The following is a 19,237-nucleotide window of genomic DNA, read 5'->3' on the forward strand; positions in this document are numbered from 1 at the left end:
TACAAAATGAAAGTAAAATTATTATAATAAAAACAAGGATAGTTATGAAAGGAGCAATTTTATGAAAAAAGTCGGAATCATTGGTGCTTCAGGTATGGCAGGTCGTGCAGTCTATAAATTAGTTACAAATAATTCACAGCTAGAGCCTACTGGCATTATTCGAAATGAGGACAAAGCTAGAAAAGTTTTAGGTAATAATGCCAACTTATTAATTGGTGATGCCTTAGCTATGGATAACGAAGAACTGACAAGGTTTGATGTACTAGTTGATGCTTTAGGTACGACGTCTGCTCAAGCTGATCAACAAATTGAATTAGCTAAGAAATTAATTGAAGTTGCTCGACAAAGTAAAGCACGTGTGATTTTTATTTTAGGTGCTGGCAGTCTCAAGACCGGTGAAGATCACCACTTGTTCGTTAAAGATCTAGAAAAGTTGCCAAATGCTGAAAGTTGGGTAAACACGCCACGTCAACAACTTAAGGAATTACAATTTCTTAAAACTATAAATGATGTAGATTGGTTAGGCATCTCACCTTCTGCTAATTTTACTGCTGGACCTGCTACTAATTACATTTTAGGTAAAGATGAATTACTAAAAAATAAAGCTGGCGAATCCAAGACAAACTCTGGCACAATGGCTGAAGTTATAGTGAGTGAGATAGTTGAACCAGTTCATCATAAGCAAAGAATAACTGTCGCAAATGAATAACTACTATTTCAAGTAAAAAAGAATGGGAGTAAATCCCATTCTTTTTTCTTTACAGTATGCGCAAAACTTTAGAAATTAAATTAACGATTATCGACAGAATCACGCTTATGCTCATAATGCTTACAAATATGAATATAAATCCTTTTAAGATTTTATTTACGTATATGCCTAGTCCCAACAAATTTAAAATAATAATTAACACGGCCATAATTATGTAAAGTAATGCAAATCCAGTCCAGGAATTGTGCAAATCGGCTGAACTGAGATCAAAACCACCTACAACTAAACTGATTAGCAAAAAAATACCAATCCAGGACATAATTCTCTCCAAACTTATTGGGTACTGAAAATAGCTTGTTGTTAATAAACTCAAAAATGCAATCTTAGTATTTCCTTGCATTATCTGACTGGAAAAGAATTGCAATTGTCTTAGCATGTTAGGTTCCATTAAAACCAAGATTAAATAGACAGCTAATGTACATCCCCATATCGGTGCCGTTCCAATAAAGCACGTCCCTACTCTTTGATATAAGGATTTAGGATTATAGCTTTCATCAACATAGCCTAAACGACCACCATTAATATCAACTTCTCGAGGTGAACATATCAATTTAAAGTGCTCAATATGATGCCCTGCCAAAATTGCGATAAGTAAGTGGCTAAGCTCATGGACAATGATTCCTAACCAACCCAAATATATTTGAGAATTAACACCTAATGTACTAGCTAAGTTTCGTTTAGTATTGCGATTGATGAATGTTAATAGCAAGACCACTATTGTGGGAATTCCCAACAAGATGAGTTCTTGCAATAAAGAATGAGTCACGGTTTTAAACAGATAGGACATATTAGATTAAAACTTCTTTCAGATACTGTTTTTCTTTAGAATAATTGATTAAATAATTCTTTTTAATCTGATCAAAACTCATCTTCATTCTTGCAGATGGTTCATCATTCTTCAGTAGTAATAATTGTTGGTAAACCAATTGATAATAATACACATCATCATGTTTAATCCCGATCAACCGATAATTATGTGCTGCCCGATTGCGAAAGTCTCGGATGATTTCTACTATTTTTTCAAATTTGACAACCGGTGTTTCATCCTTAAAAAGCGCTTTTAAAACTTCTTTCTGAACATGATGATGTAACAAGAAGAAATAATTGCATGCTACACCAAAAGACATTTCTTTGATTAAGATCCATGGTGTAATTTCAGAATAAATCTCATTATAGCCAGCAAAAGGTTCAAGATAATTCTTTTTTATCCTTCTAATTCGACTACGGAGATCACCTCGTCTAATAACTCGTCCAGTTTGCAACTGATATTTTTCTTTGAGAAAATCGTCTAATTTTAACTGATCATCTTTACCAGATTTTGCCTTTGCCATTCTCAAATTTGCAGCTTCTGTATCAACTGCGTCGACCAATGCCGCTTTAAAACTTTGTTCAAACAGCTGTAAGTCAATCATAGTCTCATTCTTTAAGCGTTGATCCAGTTGATAAAAGTCATACAGTTCTTCAAAAGTTGTATTTGGCTTAAATTTCTCAGTCTGTTCATCATCTTTATGCATAAAATGCGAGCTATATTGATGAATAATTTCACGATAGCCATATGCCTGCACCTTATTATGGAAGAATTGCTCATCTTTTATCTTTAATCCCATATCTCGGCAGAAATTCAAACGTATTTTTGTGATTTCATCTAAATCAATTTTCATAATTGTTCCCTTTAAAATTTAATTTGCTTCTGAAAAATGGGCTGCTGCCGTAAATCATAAATAGAGCCATTGATTGGCGTAATTGCAAAAAGACGCAAGATTTCTCGACGTTCGCTAAAGTTAGCAGAAATTTGCTTCATTTCCGGTCTTTTAACAAAAATTTCATTCAGATAATGATCATCGACTTCGTGTGCATCCCCATTCAAGGTAAAGCCCACACTATTCAAAGTTTCATTACCTTTTAAACCAGTAATTGAAATGCGCGGATGATTCTTCAATCTTCGGTAAAAAGCCTTTTGATAAGTGGTCGCAAAGATCAATTGATTACCATCTTTGACTTCAATATCGGCTACGTTGGTGATAGGATTACCTTTTTCATCGACCGTACCCAAGACCACTGATTGAAAAATATCGACGATTAATTGCAAAAATTCGTCATTAGTTAAGTTATCATCTAATTTTGGTACTTCTTTTCTCATCTCAGATCGCCTTTCGTTTTAGAGTTATACTAGATCTATTGTATCAAACAGGAAGTGGAGAACATTCATGAAGTTTCTTATTACGAACCTAGAAGCAATGTCTCTAGGGTATGTTGTCATTCCGAATATTCTTTTTATCGTTTATTTCACGCAAAATGGTCGTCATACGGAATTTGCTTGGCCAGCCATCCTTTTTTACGTAATAGTTAAAACCATTCCGTATGCCGTGCGTGCGTTTGGTAAAATCAAAAATCCTTATAAGATTTTGACTAGGAGTTTGATCATTGCCTTAGTTGGTGCCTATCTTACTCTTTTTTCACCCACGATCATCGAAGGTGCTATTTTATTGGGGATTGGTTTTGCCAGTATACAACCCGCTTATCAGGAATTGAAGGACACATATAAGAAGCAAAAGAACTGGTCATATGGCAAAGAAGCCCTATATGGTATTTTCTACCTGATAGCTATTCTTGCGCTGGGGATGTGCCTTGCATCAATCTCGTTCAACTATTTTGTAATTGAACTGCTAGTATTGATTATTCTAATGTTATATACAGTTCACAGACTATCCTCCCCTTGGAAAAATAACCCAGTTTTTACCGGTCCTTTTCACTTCAAACCACTAATTCCAACTATTTTGATTTTCCTGATGACTTTAGGGGCCAGAGTTTTAAAACAAACTGGAGACAAAGAAGTAGTTTTCATGACGCTAACTATGTGGATTATCATGCTCTTCGGCTTTAATTGCCTCCAGCAAAAATTTAAAGCATCACGTCTATGGACCTTCTGGACTGGGGCCGTCAATAATTTCTTCTTAATCTACAGTATTTTCTATTTTGATGCCTTAGGGAAATTCAATTATTTGTATCTCGCCTACTGTCTCTATATCTTTGCTACTATCGGTGGTATGATTCTGGCTAGAAAGATTAAATCTAGTAAAGCTCTTCTTCAAGGCTGTCTAGTAGGATTCATCATTTCGCTGGTACCCAACATGTGGACTTTTTTAATCGGACTCCTCATTTCTTGTCTTTTCTGTAGTATTACTAATCAATGGGTCTGGCAGAGATATCGTCAGGATAAAGAAATTCCAGCTCTAAATACACGTTTTGTTAAGCAGCATTACAATATTTTAGGTTCAATCGCCTCTCAGATTACCTTGATTTCACTCTTGATCATTAATAACTTTCTTTTCAACCAAAACACTAATCAGATTCTGTCCGCTTATTACAATCATACTATAATTAACGGGATGAACTGGCCGTTGTGGATTACAAGGCTGGGATGCATTTTGCTACTGGTTACTGTATTATCAATTTTGTTTGTAAGAGAAAAACTTGATAACAATGACTAAAAAGAAATAACAGCTCTCCAAAACTGAGCTGTTATTTCTTTTTGCTAATGATTATTGCTTTTTATATTCCCTGCTCAAAAAGTGTTCCATCGTTTCTGGTTCATGTCCAGTAATATGAGCAAAATCATCACTCAAACCATGCAAGTATCCCATTGCACCGCCCTTGTACATTGAAGCAAGTTCAGTACCATCACCCTCAGCTACATAAATTTTACCAAATTCTTCAACAGTAACTGGATGATAACCAATTTCGTGACTGGTTACCTCAGTCATCACAGCTCCCAGTTCCGGCATTGTATAAGAGCGACTCTGAGTGAGCAAATAAGATTTTCTACTCTTCAAGATTTCTCTATTCAAGGCCATGGTAGCCATTGCTTCAGCTGAATCATCTAAGGTGATAAAACTCATCGCCTGCTTACCTACTGGATAGATCAAACCTTTACGTTCAATTAGTTCGGGTAAATATGGTACCAAAGGATCAGCATACAGGCTATTCTTGGCAATGGCGTAATTTAAATCAGTCCCAGCAAGACGTCTTGGTAAATACCCATAAAATGGTGACATCACAAATGGATTGTCCTCTTGATCAGCAATAAAGCTCATTGCTACTAAGTTACCAACATGCTTTTCCTTCATTGCAGCCAAGACATTTTCAAGTTCATGAACTCGGTCGAAGACCGAATAAGTTTTACTAGCTACATAAATAAGCGTATCGATACCTGAAAAAGCTTTATATAAACTAATTTCATTTTGAAAATCGATTTCTCGAATCTCGTAATTTTGTTCAATTAAATTTTTAGCATGAACCTTATTGTGTACCAAAGCCACAATGTCATTCTTACTAGTTTTCTTGCTCAATTCCGCAACAACTTTACCACCTAAATGTCCTGTTGCACCAGTAACTGCTATTTTCATAATTATTTACCCTCTTTAATATCTAAGCCTTCACTTAACACAATATTCTTAATTAATTTCAAAATTAATGCAAAGATCAAAGTTAAAACTACTGTTAAAATTGTTCCCCACAAAATCGGTATAACATTGCCTGTTTGCAAGCCTTCAAAAAGCAAGTCACCTAGACCACCTGCACTAATCGTTGACGCAATTGTAGCAATCGCCATCGTTGAAGCTAAAGCAATTTGTAATCCTGAAAAGATTGCTGGTAAAGCCAAGGGTAGTTGTACTTTAATGAAAATATCGTTATTATCCATGCCTAATCCTTTGGCCACTTCAATATAGTTAGGATCAACTTCACGAATTCCTGTTATAAAGTTTCTGAGTAATACGTATTCACTATAAAAAGCTAAAACGAGAATTGCCGTAGTTTTACCTAGTCCAGTTACAGGAATAAGCAAAGCAAAAAATGCATAACTTGGAACTGAATATAAGAGCGAGAAGAAATAAATCAAACTATTCATCCAATTCTTCTTTCTCAAAAAGACTGCAATTAATACAATTGCAACTAAGAATGCCAATAGTAATGCTGTTAATACCATCTGCGCATGTTCGATCATTAACTGCATCATGCGCGACGAATTATCTTGCCAATACTTAATCATTTAAGTGCTCCCACAATGCTTTATTTTGTCTTACAGTATCTAAAAGTTGAGCAACATAGTCAGTTGCAGGCTTAGAAACAAGTGCTTCTGGTGTGTCAAATTGCTCAATCTGACCATGATTCATCACCATTACTTTGTCACCTAAGAACAATGCCTCATTGATATCATGCGTAACGAAGAAAAAGGTTTTATCACTCAACTTCTGGTGTAATGACTTTATCTCTTGCTGCAGATTTTGTCTGATAATGGCATCCAATGCAGAAAATGGTTCATCGAAGAGCAGAATTGGCGGATTGGTCGACAATGCACGAGCCACACCCACTCTTTGCTGCTGGCCACCGGATAGTTGTATCGGATAGCGTTTTTTATATTGTTCTGGTTCAAGACCAACCTGTTTTAGAAGACTATCTACTTTTTGATTGATCTTGTCTTTGTTCCAACCCAGAAGTTTTGGTGTTACCGCAATGTTTTGGGCAATCGTCATGTGAGGAAAAAGACCGATCGATTGGACAACATAGCCAATATGACGACGCAACTCAACCAGATTACAACTGCTTACATCCTTTCCATTGACGATCACCTGCCCTGTTGTTGGTTTCTCTAATCCATTAATCATTTTTAATGTGGTAGTTTTGCCCGAACCGGAAGATCCAAGAACAGTGACAAATTCGCCTCGTTTGATCTCAAAGTTGAGATCGGAAATAATCTGGTTTTTGCCGAATTTCTTATTAACATGTACGAATTTAATGGTTGAATTAGTCATTTTCTCTAACCTTTCTAATAGCAAAATCCATAATAAACATTGAAAGCAGTGATAAAAGTGCTACACTTACTCCGCCAATAACTACGTATTGCATCTTATATAAACCAAGGCCAGTAAAAATCAAAGTACCAAGACCACCTGCACCAATGTAAGTGGCCAATGTTGCACTGGAAATGATCTCAACTAAGGCTAATTTAATTCCATTCAGAATATAAGGCAAAGCTAACGGTAATGTGATCTGTTTTAACAGCTGCATTTGATTCATTCCTAATGACAAACCAATTTCTTTTAAAACTGGTGACACTTCATTGAAACCTAGTATTGTATTTACCATGATTGGTGGTAAAGCTAGAACAACCAATGCGATTAGTGCTGGAACAATTCCTGTGCCAATAAACGGAATCAAGATGAACAACAAAGCCAAACTAGGAACGATCCGCAATATTTGCGCAAAAGTTTGGCAAAAGGCTGCAATGACTTTGTTCCTTGAGCCCAGATAACCCAGTGGCAAAGCAATAATTAATGAAATAATCAAAGCAGTCAGACTAATGAATAAGTGTTGACTCACATAGCCCCAATATTCATTCGATGATGTTGCAAAATAGCGAATAATTTGATTAAGCATAGATACCTCTTAATAGTTGGCATTAACCCAATTTTGAGCAACTTTTTGATAGTTTTGACCATCAACGTCCACTTTCTTATTTAACTTTTGCAATTCAGTAGTGGTTAATTTCTGATCAATCTTGTTCAACATATTTTTAATACCAGGATTACTCTTCAGAGTATTATTTCTAACTAATGGAACTAAATTATAGTCTGGCCAGAAGTGCTTATCGTCTGTCAAAGCAAAGTACTTGCCTGTGGCAAGCTGACCTTCAGTTGTCGAAGCTGGGGTAATATCACCCTCGCCCTTTGCTAAAATTTCGTATTTTAAACTCGGATCATAAACCTTGTGACTCTTAAAGTTAAACTTGCCATAAACTTTTTGCAGACCAGGAATACCGTCCTCACGTTTATCGAATTCGCCTTGAGAAACAAAGCGAATCTTGTTGGCGTTCTTTTGTAAATCTGAGATAGTTTTAATACCGTATTTCTTGGCTACAGAAGTTCTAATGGCAATACCTTGAGCATCATTGCTAGGTGCGTAATTAAGAGTAGTCAGATTCTTCTTTGCAATGCCCTTTCGAGCAATCTTCGCAATTTCATTGGCATTTTTGCCAACAATATGTAAGTTAAGATAAGTCATGGCAATAGTACCAGTGTATTCAGGATAAAGATCAATTTGTCCCGATTTGATAGCTTGGTAGACAACAGAACTAGAAATATTTGGCTTAGTTTTGACGTTGTAACCTTTCTTTTTTAATGCATCAGCCCAAATTTGCATTACAATTTTGCTTTCACTAAAGTTTTTCGATCCCAGGATGATTGTTGTTCTTCTTAAAGAACTACTGCTGTTCACGCTATTTTTATTATCATGAGGCCAAATAACTGCGATTATTGCTATAATAATTATGATTAAGCCAATAAGTGAATAGATTTTCTTTTTACTCATGATGTTCTCCATTCGTTAATATTCAAGTTACATCTTTAGTTGATAGTTAATAATATAGGCTCATTTATTGCATAGGTCAATAGATTTGCACAACTTATTTGTAATTTGTATAATTACATCATAAGGAGGCAAAAAATGAAAGTATCAACTCGTTTTAGTGATGCAATTCACCTCTTAGCTTTCATTCATATCTATAAAGGACAGATCCCCCTATCTAGTGAAAATATCGCGGGCAGTATTGAAACTTCACCAGTGATGGTTAGAAAGCTAATGAGTGAGCTGCGTAAGGCTGGTTTAATTGAAACTAAGCATGGTACGCCAGATCCTAAATTGGCAAAACCAACTGATCAAATATCATTATTAGACGTTTATTTAGCAGTTGAAAAAGACAAGCCTTTGTTTGAGATTGATCATAAGACTAATCCTCAATGTATTGTCGGTGGTAATATTCAAGCAACTCTTAAAGAATATTATCATCAAGCCGAAGTCGCAGCTAAAGCTAAATTAAATAATATAAAATTATCGGATGTTGTCGATACTATTTTGGTCAAACAGAAAGAAAAAGAATATCAGGCAAAGGAAAAGACAGATCGTGATTAAGCGATCTGTCTTTTCTTATGTATTATTACTTATATCAATTATAATCATCTTATGATCTTTATAGGCCTCATTAAAACCTACTTCCCATGGATTGCCCTGTACCACTTTAATTGATTGGAATTTATTCCTAGTATCAAAAGTTTCACCAGGAAGAGCTTCTTCATAAGGTAACCAAATAATTTCTTTACTTCTATCTTCATAGATTAAGGTGACAGAAGTTAGATTTTTTCCAGTTTAAAAATCGTTGTGCAAGATTTTCTTGATCTAAATTTTGATTATCAAGACACATTAAATTAGTTTTCACTTTACTTGCTAATGCATAATCAATTTGAAAATGGGCTCCTTCACAGTGAATATCCGTAGATATTTCATCAGTAGGATCATCCTTGAACTGCCACATGTGATGATAGTCCTTTTGAATATTTCTTAAATTAAAAACAGGAACAGCTTCTATTGGTAATGAACCAATTTCACAATTTTCAAAACCAAATTCAATCTTTGCTACCTTTTTTGACATAGAATTCGCCTCTTATTCCTAAGTTTTGATATTTAATTCCTTCATAATCTTTTTTAACTCTAGTTTTCGAGAATATTCACTATATTTAAGTTCAGCCTCAGAAGCCTTCCATTCCAAATCATCTTCTTCAGATGTTTGTTTATCAAAATTAGAATTCTTTTCAAATTCATCAGCTGATATTAGCTTATCAGGATGTTTATCAATCTCCTCTATTCTAGAATTAATAGTATCTACTTCCGCTTGTAATCCTTCTTGTTTAAAGCCAAATAAGGAAGCTTCTTCCATAATTTCTACTAGAAGATCAAGTAAATAAGCTTGTGTAAGCTCATTATTAGCTATCCACCAGCTCATTATTTCAGCTTGTGGAGTAAATTCAAAAGCATAACTTTGAGCCTCTACACCCTTCTTCTTTAGATCATCTATAAAGACGAGATTACTAGATGTTCCAATACCCATGCCATCGTCCATTTTTCGTTGCATAAAGAAAATACCTTGATTTTTATTTGATTTAATCTTCAACATCTTCAAATGATTAATATACTGATGCATTTGAAGATAAGCGTATTTTTTCGCATCTCCAATAGTAATCTTTTCATCAAAATCGTTAAAAGAAGGTGGATTTTGATGAAGATAATTATCAATCAAAGTCTTTTCGTTAATAGTCTTAAGGGTTTCTTGTACTGTTTTCATTATTATTTTCTGTTTCTATAGTATCTATATTCGAACTAACATTCTTTTTAATTATATCAAAAGTTTGTTCACTAATGGACGTTTTGTGTTTCCTATTTTTTTGTTGTCGTTGAATTTTAATTCAACGACTTTAATTGAAATTTAAGAATTTAGTAACAAGATACTTTATATAGACTAATTTATTTACTTAACATAATTTTGCATATTGCATCCCAATTTCTCACAAAAAATAAAACCGCCAGTAATTTACTGACGGTCCTATTCTTAAATATTTGCCTTAATATTTTTTACTTAAATAAATCGTTAAAGCTTTCAGTCATCGTTGGATGGGTATAAATTTGCTCTCTCAATACAGATGCAGGTATCTTTTGATTAATTGCTAAAGAAATCAAATTGATTAGTTCATAAGATTCAGCACCATACAAAGTTGCACCTAAAATTAAATTAGTCTTTGGATCAACCAGTGCTTTAAACAATCCCCTAGGATCTTTTAAAACATGTGCTTTTGGAATTGATGCGACGGGTAATTTCTTTAATTGGTAATCAATCCCTTTTGCTTGTGCTTGCTTTTCATTAAGTCCTACATGAGACAAAGTTGGTGTGATAAATACACTGTAAGGAACGTTAATACGATCACTGACCTTACGTTCTCCCTTGCCAAATAGTTGATCTTTAATAATTCTAAAGTCATCTAGAGAAATATAGGTGAATTGAAGACCACCTTTTACATCCCCAATTGCCCAAACATTTTTTACAGATGTTTGAAGGTAGTCATCAACCTTAACTGCACCTCGATCGGTTAATTCAATATCAGTATTCTCCAATCCAAGATTTTCAGTATTGGGTTTACGACCAGTTGCTACCAAAATTCTATCAGTCGTAACTTTTATTTCTTTTCCCGCTTTTTCGTAGAATACTGTATTTCCGTCTACTTTAGAAATCTTGACTCCTAATTCAAACTTAATACCAGTATCTTCCAAGTCCTTCTTAATTGTTGCAGCAATATCCGTATCTTCTCTTGGTAAAAATTCAGAATGCAAATCCAATACAGTCACTTGACTGCCATATTTGGCAAACATCGATGCGAATTCAAGGCCAATATAGCCAGCGCCAATAATAACTAACTTCTTAGGCAAATCCTTTTGATCCATAGCCGCAGTAGAATCAAGGACAGCTTTGCTTTCAGCTAAACCCGGAATTGGTAGCATTACTGGCATAGCACCTGTATTAATGAAAATTCTTTCTCCATGAAATTGCTCTTTGTCACCGGCCAGAGTTTCAACTTCAATTTCATGATTGCCAATAAATTTGGCTTCTCCATCAAGAACAGTAACGGTTGGTTCATCAGCCAGCATATGATAATTCTTATTGCGCAACATCCCGGTCATCTGATTCTTGCCATTTACTGCATCTACAAAATCAATTCCTTGACCCGCTTCAATAATCAATCTCTTTGAGGGCAAACAAGCGATATTAATACAAGTTCCACCATACATTTGATTAGATTTTTCAATGACTAATACTTCCTCACCCTTTTGCGCAAGAAACTTAGCTAAAGTTTTTCCACCCTTACCAAAACCAATAATGATATTTTTTATGTCTTTCATGATCCTATCCTCTTACTTTTTGTAATTAACTTCTTGCTTAAATAATAACCTAGAATCTCTATTCAGTCATCAACGATGCTCAAATCTAGACTATTTTTCAAATCAAAAATTAACTACATTTTTCAATATATGTAGTTGACTCTACACATAGAATATAACTGTTCTTAATTTATAATCGCATTCATCATAATATACTTACATAAAGTTCACTACATTATGTATGAAACTAATCGGTATGTAAGAAACGAGGCAAAAGATGAACAAAATTGATGAACTATTAAAACAAGTTAAAGCTGCCGATGCCATAGTTGTTGGTGGCGGTAGTGGTATGTCAAATGCAGCCGGAATGGATTTTTGGTATTCAGCTAGTCCACTTTTTATGAAATATATGAAACCTTATTATGATAAATATCACTTCGAGGGAATTTTCAAAGGCTACTACACTCCCTTTGATTCAAAAGAAGAAAAATGGGCTTTCATGCTTTATGCTTACAAATTAATTTTTAATGAACCACCTCAAAAGCCAACATATGAGTATCTAAAGACAGTTATTGGCAATAAACCCGTTCACTATGTAACTACTAATCAAGACGGCTTATTCAAAAAGTATTTTGGTGAAGATGCAGTTAGCGAAATTCAAGGTTCTTGGTCTTTTATGCAAAGTTCAAATCCTGAAACAGATAAAAATTTATATGATGCTAAAAAGATTGTTAAAGAATTACTACCCAAAATAAAGAATTATAAGCTTGACTCACAATACTTTCCTAAGAGTCCTATCAATGATGCTGAATTGATTGCCTGGGTTCGTGGTCCCCAATTTTTAGAAGATAAACGCTACAACTATGAATATAAAAAATTCAATAAATTCTTAGCCAAGCATAAAGGCGAAAAAATACTCTTTATTGAAATGGGTGTTGGCCGGATGACACCGATGTTTATCCAGGAACCCTTCTGGGATATGACGCAATATATGAAAGATTCTTTCTATATTAATATCAATCCGAAAGATGCTTTAACTAATCCAGTAATCCGTGATCGTTCTCTTTTGATTGGTGATGATATTAATGAAGTTCTTAAAGAAGCTGCTGCAAAGATTAAGGAGGAAAAACATGACTAAAGAAGCTGCAAGTACTGCAAAAGAATGGATTGACAACGCAGATGCAATTTTAGTAACTGCAAGCAATGGTTTCTCTATTTCTGAAGGATTAAACTTATTTGCTAACGACAAAAAATTACGTGAAGTTTTAGGAGATCTGGTAGATAAATATCATTTACCTAATATCTTAACTGCTCTCTCATTTGATTATCCTAATGCTTTAGATAAGTGGCGAGCATACGCCAGAATAATCGAATATTACGGTAATAATTATGAAAAAACCAACTATATGCAAGATTTGAAAAAGATCATTGCTGATAAGTCATATTATATTTGGACTTCAAATATCGATCATCATTTTGAGCTAGCTGGTTTAAACAATACTTTTGAAATAGAAGGCAACTGGTTCGAGGCTATTTGTTCCAAGAACCCAAAGAAACATGGTATCTTCAGATTAGGTGAAAAGATCCACGAAATTTATCAAAAAGATCAAGCAGGCACTTTGACTGAAGATGATATTCCCAAATGTGATCAATGTGGAGCTCCTTTATCTCTAAATTTACCTGGTGATAACTTCCAAATTAACCAACAAAAATTAGCAGGTTTCCAAAGCTTTATCGAAAATAATGAGAATAAAAAACTTCTAGTATTAGAATTAGGCATAGGTCCACAAAATCAAATGATTAAGGCCCCAAGTATGCAGTTAGTCGCTTCATCCCCTAATATTCACTACATTACTATTAATAAGGGACAATTGTTTATTCCAGATTCGATTAAAGACAGATCAATTGGGTATTCCGCTTCAATCGGCACTGCCTTTAAAGAGTTATTAACTGGTAAAAGTTTTGGTGCTCAGACTCAGGGACCAGAAAAGGTTAAGTCTAAACCACAATTAACGCCTGCACAGATCAAAAAGCAGGAAAAAATGATGCGGCTTTTCTATCCTAATTATATGGTTGATCAAGGTTTCCGCCCTGGAAGCTTTCCTATGTATCTAATGGTTGATGATAAGCATCCTTCACATCTGCACACTGTTCAATATGGGCAATCTTGGATGTACTCTATGGGAGATGCAGCTGTCGTTCACTGCTTTACACAAGAAGGACAATATTATAAAGTACGGTTAGGTCTTGATAAGAGCAAAGGCGAAGTTCATGGTTTTTATGCAGATCCAGGTACCTTTGTTGCGATAGAAGATACTGATGATGCAGGCGTAGGCTTTTCACAAATTAGTACTGAAATTCCAACTAATAGTTCAGGTGCAATTATGGTTCCAAGAATTGACAAACTGATTCAGCTGTTCCCTGATCAAAGAGACATTATTCAACGACTTGCAACACCTGAACCATAAATAGAAAGCAAAGTGATTTAATGCCAACAAATAAAAAACGTAAAACAGATCGACGAACTATCTATACCATTACTATAATTAAGGATTCTTTCCTTAAATTGGTGAAAAAAGAAGGCTATAGAAAGGTTACAATTACTCAAATTTGTAAAGAGGCAGAATTAACTAGATCAACTTTTTATCTGCACTTTAATTCAATCACAGATGTGTTAAATGAGGTACTTGATGACGCACTAATGCTAGATCAAGACTCTGACAACTGTACGAATGGTGATTTTTCGATCGATTATTTAAAGAAAAACGAATCGCTAATCCCTGCTTGTCAAAGAATTGGGAATTCTGAAAAGTATCAAAAATTACTAATGGATCCAGATTTAAGTGAGTATATTATCGGACGAATAATGGCTCACGAACGAAAGCAAACGATCCCCTCTATTATGAAAAAAACTGGTTTATCTCAAAAAGAAGCAGAAACTATTTTCATCTATATGATTCATGGCTCTTTTGCAGTTAACCGAGCACATCATTTTATTAAGGATGATAGCTGGTTTAGGGATGTTCAACTGTTAAATAAATTTGTAGAAGCAGGCTATGAAAAGTTAGCTAAATAATTAAAAAAAGACCTATTAAATCAAGGTTTGTTAATACCAAGATTTAATAGGTCTTTTATTTTGAGCTATTATCTATATTTAAAATCTAGCCATACCTAAAGCATGTTGTGCAGCTAAGTTAAGCAAACTCCATTGACGGTCAAATCCTGGTTGGAAGAAGAAGTCTTGTTCAGCAAGATCTTCTAAGGTCATCTTATGACTAATTGCCAATGCTAAAACATTGCCTTGGGCGGTAATGTCATACTTAGAAAGCACTGCACCACCTAAAATTTGATGATTATATGGATTGAAGGTCAAACTTACATAAACCTTTGGATTGTCTTTTTCAGGAATATAAGCTGGACGCATTGAATCTTCATAGAAACTAGTTGCGTAAGGAATATCATTCTTCTTAGCTGAGAATTGGTTCAAGCCAGCTGTAGCAAAATGATAATCAAAGATACTCAATGCGGAAGCACCAACAACACCCTTAAAGGTCTTGTCTGGCTTAGCTTCAAACAAATGATTTACCAAATATTGCGCTTCACGACGAGCAGTCGTAGCTAAAGCAATTGGCATTGGCTTACCAGCTGGAATTGAGAGTGGCAAAATTGCATCCCCAATTGCATAAACATCCTTAATATTGGTTCTCAAGTATGGATCAGTCTTAATCCAGCCTCTTTGATCAAGATCAACCGTACCCTTTAGCCAATCAGTATTAGGACTTACACCAGCAGATACAATTACTAAATCGGCTGGAACTGCACCTTGATCAGTTTCAACGCTAGCAACCTTCTTATCACCCTTAAAACCAGTGATCTTAACACCCATCTTGAGGTCTATTTCTTTCTTGAATGCAGGTTCTAATACATCAAGGAGTTCTGGATTGAGGTAAGTTCCAAGAGGACGATCAATCATATCCATCAAGGTCACATGCTTACCAGCCTTAGCAAAGACTTCACTAGCTTCAGTACCAATATAACCAGCACCAATAACAACAACATTCTTAATTGATGAATCTTGCTTAGCAGCATTTAACTTAGTTGCCCAATCACGACCACGCATTAAATAGATGTTTCTTAAATCACTATTTGGTACAGGCAAAGTCTTTGGAGTTACTCCAGAAGACAAGATTAACTTGTCATACTTTTCTTGACTTTCTTTGCCGTTATTCAAATCCTTTACAGTAACAGTCTTATTATCAGGATTGATTGCTGTTACTTGATGGTTTGCAAAAACATGTCCGCCCTTGGCTTCAACATCTTCTGGTTTAAAGTTACGGACGTCATCTTCAGCAGTTACCTTACCTTCTAAGTAAAGCTGCATACCACATGACATGAAGGAAATGAAGTCGCCAGCTTCATAAATAGTTACATCTACATCATCGTATTTGTCCAACAATTCAATTGCAGACTCATGACCACCATGAGAGGCACCGACGATAATAACTTTTCTTTTATCCAACGTAAAAAACCTCCTCGAATAAACTTGCAGTTTAAGTGTAAACCGCTATTGTAATACAAATCAAAGAATTGGCTTATTGCTTGAATACAGATTTTTTAAAGTGTATTTAATTTAGATAGTTGCTTCAGTTTTGAAACTAACTGCAGGAAAAATTAATTGATAATTATCATGAATTTGTTGCTTAGTAACATGTAATCCAATTAAAGGAATATAACCGTTAATATCATTAACAGCAGTCTGACTACTTTCCGCAGCTCCAACTAACTCACCTTTTTTGTTAAAGACTAGACTCAATTTAGCGGATTGATCATTCCGTCCTGCGTATTCCATATCAGAATGACTTAACTTATCAATATCTTTAACGGTATAGTCCACATTATCTCTAGCTTCATCCACATTAACACCAACTTGAGCAATTTGTGGGAAAGTGAATGCAGAAGAACCAATAATTGGATACTTAATTGGAGTATTATCATTATTAATGAAAGCATGAGTTAAATATTCTGCCTCAAATTTAGCAGTTGGTACTAGCTTAGGTTCTTTCTTAGAAATAACATCTCCAAGAGCATAAATATTATCAGCAGCGGTTTGTAAATGATCATTAACAATCACACCATGTTTATCCGTCTTCACATCTGTATTCTCCAACTTGAGGCGATCAATATTGGCAATTCGTCCACTAGCATCTACTACATAATCCGCTTGTATTTGAGTATCTTTAGAAGTAATTACAGTAAAACTATTTTCAGCCCTTTTAATTTCAGAAACTTCTTGACCAAAGTAAAACTTAATACCACGCTTTTTCATTTCTGCGACAGTATTTAAAACGTGCTTACTTGAAAAAGCCTTCATTGGTCGATCAAGGAACTCGACAATACTTACATCAGCTCCTGCGGCTGATAAAACTGTAGCCAATTCCATTGAAACAATTCCCGCGCCAATGAAAGTAACGGTTTTTGGCAACTTATCTAAATCGAGTACATCATTACTGTTATGTGTATACTCGTTTCCTGGGAAGTTCAACTTACGAGGCTTCTCTCCTGTAGCAATAATAATCTTGTCAGCTTTATATTTTTGTCCGTTAACTTCAACAGTATGATTATCTACGAAGCTAGCTAAGCCATAAAGAGTTTCTACATTTTGTTTCTTAAAGTTATTTTCTTCACCTTGAGGGACAGTCTTCCAAATAACTTTCTTAGTCTGCATCAACTTAGCCCAATTGATACGACTAACTTGTTCAATTCCACGGCCTAATAAAGCTTGGCTTCCTAAAACATTACGTACAGCCCCTTCCAAGAAGATCTTTGGTTCACATCCGTAGTTAGGACACGTACCACCAAACTTATCCCCTTCAATAACCAAAATAGACTTCTCAGCATTTTTCATATTTTTTGAAAAATTTATAGCTGCTGGGCCTGCACCAATAACAATAAAATCGTATTCTTTCATATTTTGTACCTTCTTCTTTTAACTTACTATTTATAAGTTAAATATAGCTTCTTATTCACTTAAGCACAAGAATGTTGCTTATTAAATATAAGTGGTTATGATTAATTAACCATGACCACAAGGGGAAATTTTAATAATAACTGATTAAACTCTTTATTAATAACTTACATCTTTACCATTTGAAGCTATTACCTTCTTGTACCATTCATAGGAATCTTTCTTAATTCTCGTATTAGTTCCTTCACCTTCATTATTCCGATCAACATAGATAAAACCATAGCGTTTAGACATTTCACCAGTGGAGTTAGCGATAATATCGATTGGTCCCCACATGGTATAGCCTAGACAATCAACACCATCATGAATTGCCAATCCCATTTGCTTAATATGTTCACTCATATACTTAATTCTATAAGTATCATGAACCTTACCATCTTGAGTCAATGTATCATGTTCACCAAGGCCATTTTCAACAACCATTACTGGTTTTTGATAACGATCATAAATATCATTTAGCAAGTAACGTAGACCGATTGGATCAATTGCCCAGCCCCATGAACTCGATTCAAGGTATGGATTGATTACAGTATTAGCTGCATCCCAAGTAACTGTCCCACCATCATTGTGAGAGTTAGCTGAAGAAAAATTGCCAGCGGTTTTCTTAGCTTTAATTCGAGAATCGGTTGAAACATCGCTTGATGAATAATAGCTAAAGGATACAAAATCAACCGTTCCTTGCTTTAATGCTTCAAGATCACCATCTTCAATCTGTAAGTGAATATTATTATCTTTAAAGAAACGTTTAGCATACAAAGGATAATATCCACGGGCTTGAACATCTGGGAAGAAATATGATTTTCTAGTAGTTTCTTGTGCTTCCAATGCATCTTGAGGATATGGAGAATTTGGATAATTGACAATACCCGCAATCATACTTCCAATCATAAAATCAGGATTAATTTCGTGACCTAATTTAACCACCTTAGCAGATGCTACTAGTTGATTATGAGCAGCTTGGTAACGTGCTTGTAAAGGATTTTCACATTTAGAAATATCGATACCACCTGCAAATAATGGATAATTCAGAAGTGCATTAATCTCATTAAAAGTAATCCAGTACTTTACTTCGTTACGGTAACGAGTAAATAAGGTCTTTGCCAATTTTATATATTCATTGATCATTCTCCGATCAGTCCAGCCATTAAACTGTTCAGTAGCCCAGAACGGAGTATCAAAGTGATCAATAGTCATAATAATGTCCATCCCAAGTTCACGAGCTTTTTTGATGACTTTATCATAAAACTTAAGTCCTTCTTCATTTGGCTTATTCATACCATATTCTGGAAAGACTCTTGGCCATGAAACTGACATTCTATAAACATTAAAGCCCATACCAGCTAACAAGTTTAGGTCCTCCTCCCAATGATGATAACCATCAACACCTTTACGAGCTGGATGAAAGCCATAGTCTTTTTTAGCAGCTTCAAGTGGATGATCTAATGCCCACTTTCTGCCATTACCTGATAAAGGTAAGATGTCTGAAGCTGATAAAGTCTTACCATCGGCATCATATGCACCTTCATACTGATCTGCGGCAGTTGCGCCACCCCATAAAAAATTCTTTGGAAAATTACTCATTTTTGACCTTCCTTAACATCATTTCTTAAATTATGAAACCGGCTTCATATCTGACATTTTTATATTACTTTATGGGAACATTCCCAGGTCAAGGACAAAAT

20 protein-coding genes are annotated in these 19,237 nt (G+C 34.9%); 6 read left to right on the plus strand and 14 right to left on the minus strand.

Annotation, left to right across the window (positions count from 1 at the left end):
- The first annotated feature begins 61 nt into the window (after positions 1-61).
- Positions 62-709, plus strand: coding sequence for an NAD(P)-dependent oxidoreductase (locus tag FC57_RS04375; protein ID WP_007125687.1), 648 nt, complete (start codon positions 62-64; stop codon positions 707-709).
- A 49-nt stretch (positions 710-758) separates the two neighbouring features.
- Here the strand turns inward: FC57_RS04375 and FC57_RS04380 are convergent, their stop codons facing one another.
- From FC57_RS04380 to FC57_RS04390, 3 genes are read right to left on the minus strand one after another with little or no spacing between them, the layout of a single operon-like run.
- On the minus strand, positions 759-1,556 hold the full coding sequence (locus tag FC57_RS04380) for a hypothetical protein (RefSeq protein WP_007125686.1): 798 nt from the start codon (positions 1,554-1,556) through the stop codon (positions 759-761).
- A 1-nt stretch (position 1,557) separates the two neighbouring features.
- Positions 1,558-2,430, minus strand: coding sequence for an Abi family protein (locus tag FC57_RS10630; RefSeq protein WP_007125685.1), 873 nt, complete (start codon positions 2,428-2,430; stop codon positions 1,558-1,560).
- An 11-nt stretch (positions 2,431-2,441) separates the two neighbouring features.
- Positions 2,442-2,909, minus strand: a complete 468-nt coding sequence (locus FC57_RS04390; protein ID WP_007125684.1) for a pyridoxamine 5'-phosphate oxidase family protein — start codon at positions 2,907-2,909, stop codon at positions 2,442-2,444.
- Positions 2,910-2,976: 67 nt separating this feature from the next.
- Between FC57_RS04390 and FC57_RS04395 the strand changes: the two genes are divergently transcribed.
- Positions 2,977-4,260 carry a hypothetical protein gene (locus FC57_RS04395; protein WP_007125683.1) on the plus strand — a complete coding sequence of 428 codons (1,284 nt, stop codon included), beginning with the start codon at positions 2,977-2,979 and terminating at the stop codon, positions 4,258-4,260.
- A gap of 51 nt (positions 4,261-4,311) precedes the next feature.
- Here FC57_RS04395 and FC57_RS10635 read toward each other — a convergent pair whose 3' ends face one another.
- From FC57_RS10635 to FC57_RS04420, 5 genes are read right to left on the minus strand one after another with little or no spacing between them, the layout of a single operon-like run.
- Positions 4,312-5,175 carry an NmrA family NAD(P)-binding protein gene (locus FC57_RS10635; RefSeq protein WP_007125682.1) on the minus strand — a complete coding sequence of 288 codons (864 nt, stop codon included), beginning with the start codon at positions 5,173-5,175 and terminating at the stop codon, positions 4,312-4,314.
- A gap of 2 nt (positions 5,176-5,177) precedes the next feature.
- On the minus strand, positions 5,178-5,819 hold the full coding sequence (locus tag FC57_RS04405; RefSeq protein WP_007125681.1) for an ABC transporter permease: 642 nt from the start codon (positions 5,817-5,819) through the stop codon (positions 5,178-5,180).
- Complete coding sequence (locus FC57_RS04410; RefSeq protein ID WP_007125680.1) at positions 5,812-6,582, minus strand: ABC transporter ATP-binding protein; 771 nt, start codon at positions 6,580-6,582, stop codon at positions 5,812-5,814. Before FC57_RS04410 ends, FC57_RS04405 begins: the two co-directional genes overlap by 8 nt.
- Positions 6,575-7,207, minus strand: coding sequence for an ABC transporter permease (locus tag FC57_RS04415; protein WP_007125679.1), 633 nt, complete (start codon positions 7,205-7,207; stop codon positions 6,575-6,577). Before FC57_RS04415 ends, FC57_RS04410 begins: the two co-directional genes overlap by 8 nt.
- Before the next feature lie 9 nt (positions 7,208-7,216).
- A complete protein-coding gene (locus FC57_RS04420; RefSeq protein WP_040529405.1) occupies positions 7,217-8,137 on the minus strand; it encodes a glycine betaine ABC transporter substrate-binding protein in 921 nt (306 codons plus the stop codon).
- Positions 8,138-8,272: 135 nt separating this feature from the next.
- Here FC57_RS04420 and FC57_RS04425 point away from each other — a divergent pair, with 135 nt between their 5' ends.
- Complete coding sequence (locus tag FC57_RS04425) at positions 8,273-8,737, plus strand: Rrf2 family transcriptional regulator (protein WP_007125677.1); 465 nt, start codon at positions 8,273-8,275, stop codon at positions 8,735-8,737.
- Between the two features lie 196 nt (positions 8,738-8,933).
- Here FC57_RS04425 and FC57_RS04430 read toward each other — a convergent pair whose 3' ends face one another.
- The 3 genes from FC57_RS04430 to FC57_RS04440 form a co-directional block, all read right to left on the minus strand.
- A complete protein-coding gene (locus FC57_RS04430; protein WP_007125675.1) occupies positions 8,934-9,254 on the minus strand; it encodes a hypothetical protein in 321 nt (106 codons plus the stop codon).
- Between the two features lie 18 nt (positions 9,255-9,272).
- Positions 9,273-9,944 carry a DUF6557 family protein gene (locus FC57_RS04435; RefSeq protein ID WP_007125674.1) on the minus strand — a complete coding sequence of 224 codons (672 nt, stop codon included), beginning with the start codon at positions 9,942-9,944 and terminating at the stop codon, positions 9,273-9,275.
- A 287-nt stretch (positions 9,945-10,231) separates the two neighbouring features.
- Positions 10,232-11,551, minus strand: a complete 1,320-nt coding sequence (locus tag FC57_RS04440) for an FAD-containing oxidoreductase (protein WP_007125673.1) — start codon at positions 11,549-11,551, stop codon at positions 10,232-10,234.
- Between the two features lie 256 nt (positions 11,552-11,807).
- Here FC57_RS04440 and FC57_RS04445 point away from each other — a divergent pair, with 256 nt between their 5' ends.
- From FC57_RS04445 to FC57_RS04460, 3 genes are read left to right on the plus strand one after another with little or no spacing between them, the layout of a single operon-like run.
- Positions 11,808-12,668: an SIR2 family NAD-dependent protein deacylase gene (locus FC57_RS04445; protein ID WP_007125672.1), complete on the plus strand. Its 861-nt coding sequence runs from the start codon at positions 11,808-11,810 to the stop codon at positions 12,666-12,668.
- Positions 12,661-13,998, plus strand: coding sequence for a cupin domain-containing protein (locus tag FC57_RS11000; protein ID WP_007125671.1), 1,338 nt, complete (start codon positions 12,661-12,663; stop codon positions 13,996-13,998). The genes FC57_RS04445 and FC57_RS11000 overlap by 8 nt, the downstream gene beginning before the upstream one ends.
- A gap of 20 nt (positions 13,999-14,018) precedes the next feature.
- Positions 14,019-14,606 (plus strand): TetR/AcrR family transcriptional regulator, encoded by a 588-nt coding sequence (locus FC57_RS04460; RefSeq protein WP_007125670.1) that lies wholly within the window; start codon positions 14,019-14,021, stop codon positions 14,604-14,606.
- A 78-nt stretch (positions 14,607-14,684) separates the two neighbouring features.
- Here the strand turns inward: FC57_RS04460 and FC57_RS04465 are convergent, their stop codons facing one another.
- From FC57_RS04465 to FC57_RS04475, 3 genes are all read right to left on the minus strand, one after another.
- Positions 14,685-16,049 (minus strand): FAD-dependent oxidoreductase, encoded by a 1,365-nt coding sequence (locus FC57_RS04465; protein WP_007125669.1) that lies wholly within the window; start codon positions 16,047-16,049, stop codon positions 14,685-14,687.
- Between the two features lie 111 nt (positions 16,050-16,160).
- Complete coding sequence (locus FC57_RS04470) at positions 16,161-17,498, minus strand: dihydrolipoyl dehydrogenase family protein (protein ID WP_007125668.1); 1,338 nt, start codon at positions 17,496-17,498, stop codon at positions 16,161-16,163.
- Positions 17,499-17,654: 156 nt separating this feature from the next.
- On the minus strand, positions 17,655-19,136 hold the full coding sequence (locus tag FC57_RS04475; protein WP_007125667.1) for a family 1 glycosylhydrolase: 1,482 nt from the start codon (positions 19,134-19,136) through the stop codon (positions 17,655-17,657).
- Between the last annotated feature and the right edge of the window lie 101 nt (positions 19,137-19,237).

Origin of the sequence: Lactobacillus ultunensis DSM 16047 (genome assembly GCF_001436305.1) — a bacterium.
Lineage (GTDB): Bacteria > Bacillota > Bacilli > Lactobacillales > Lactobacillaceae > Lactobacillus > Lactobacillus ultunensis.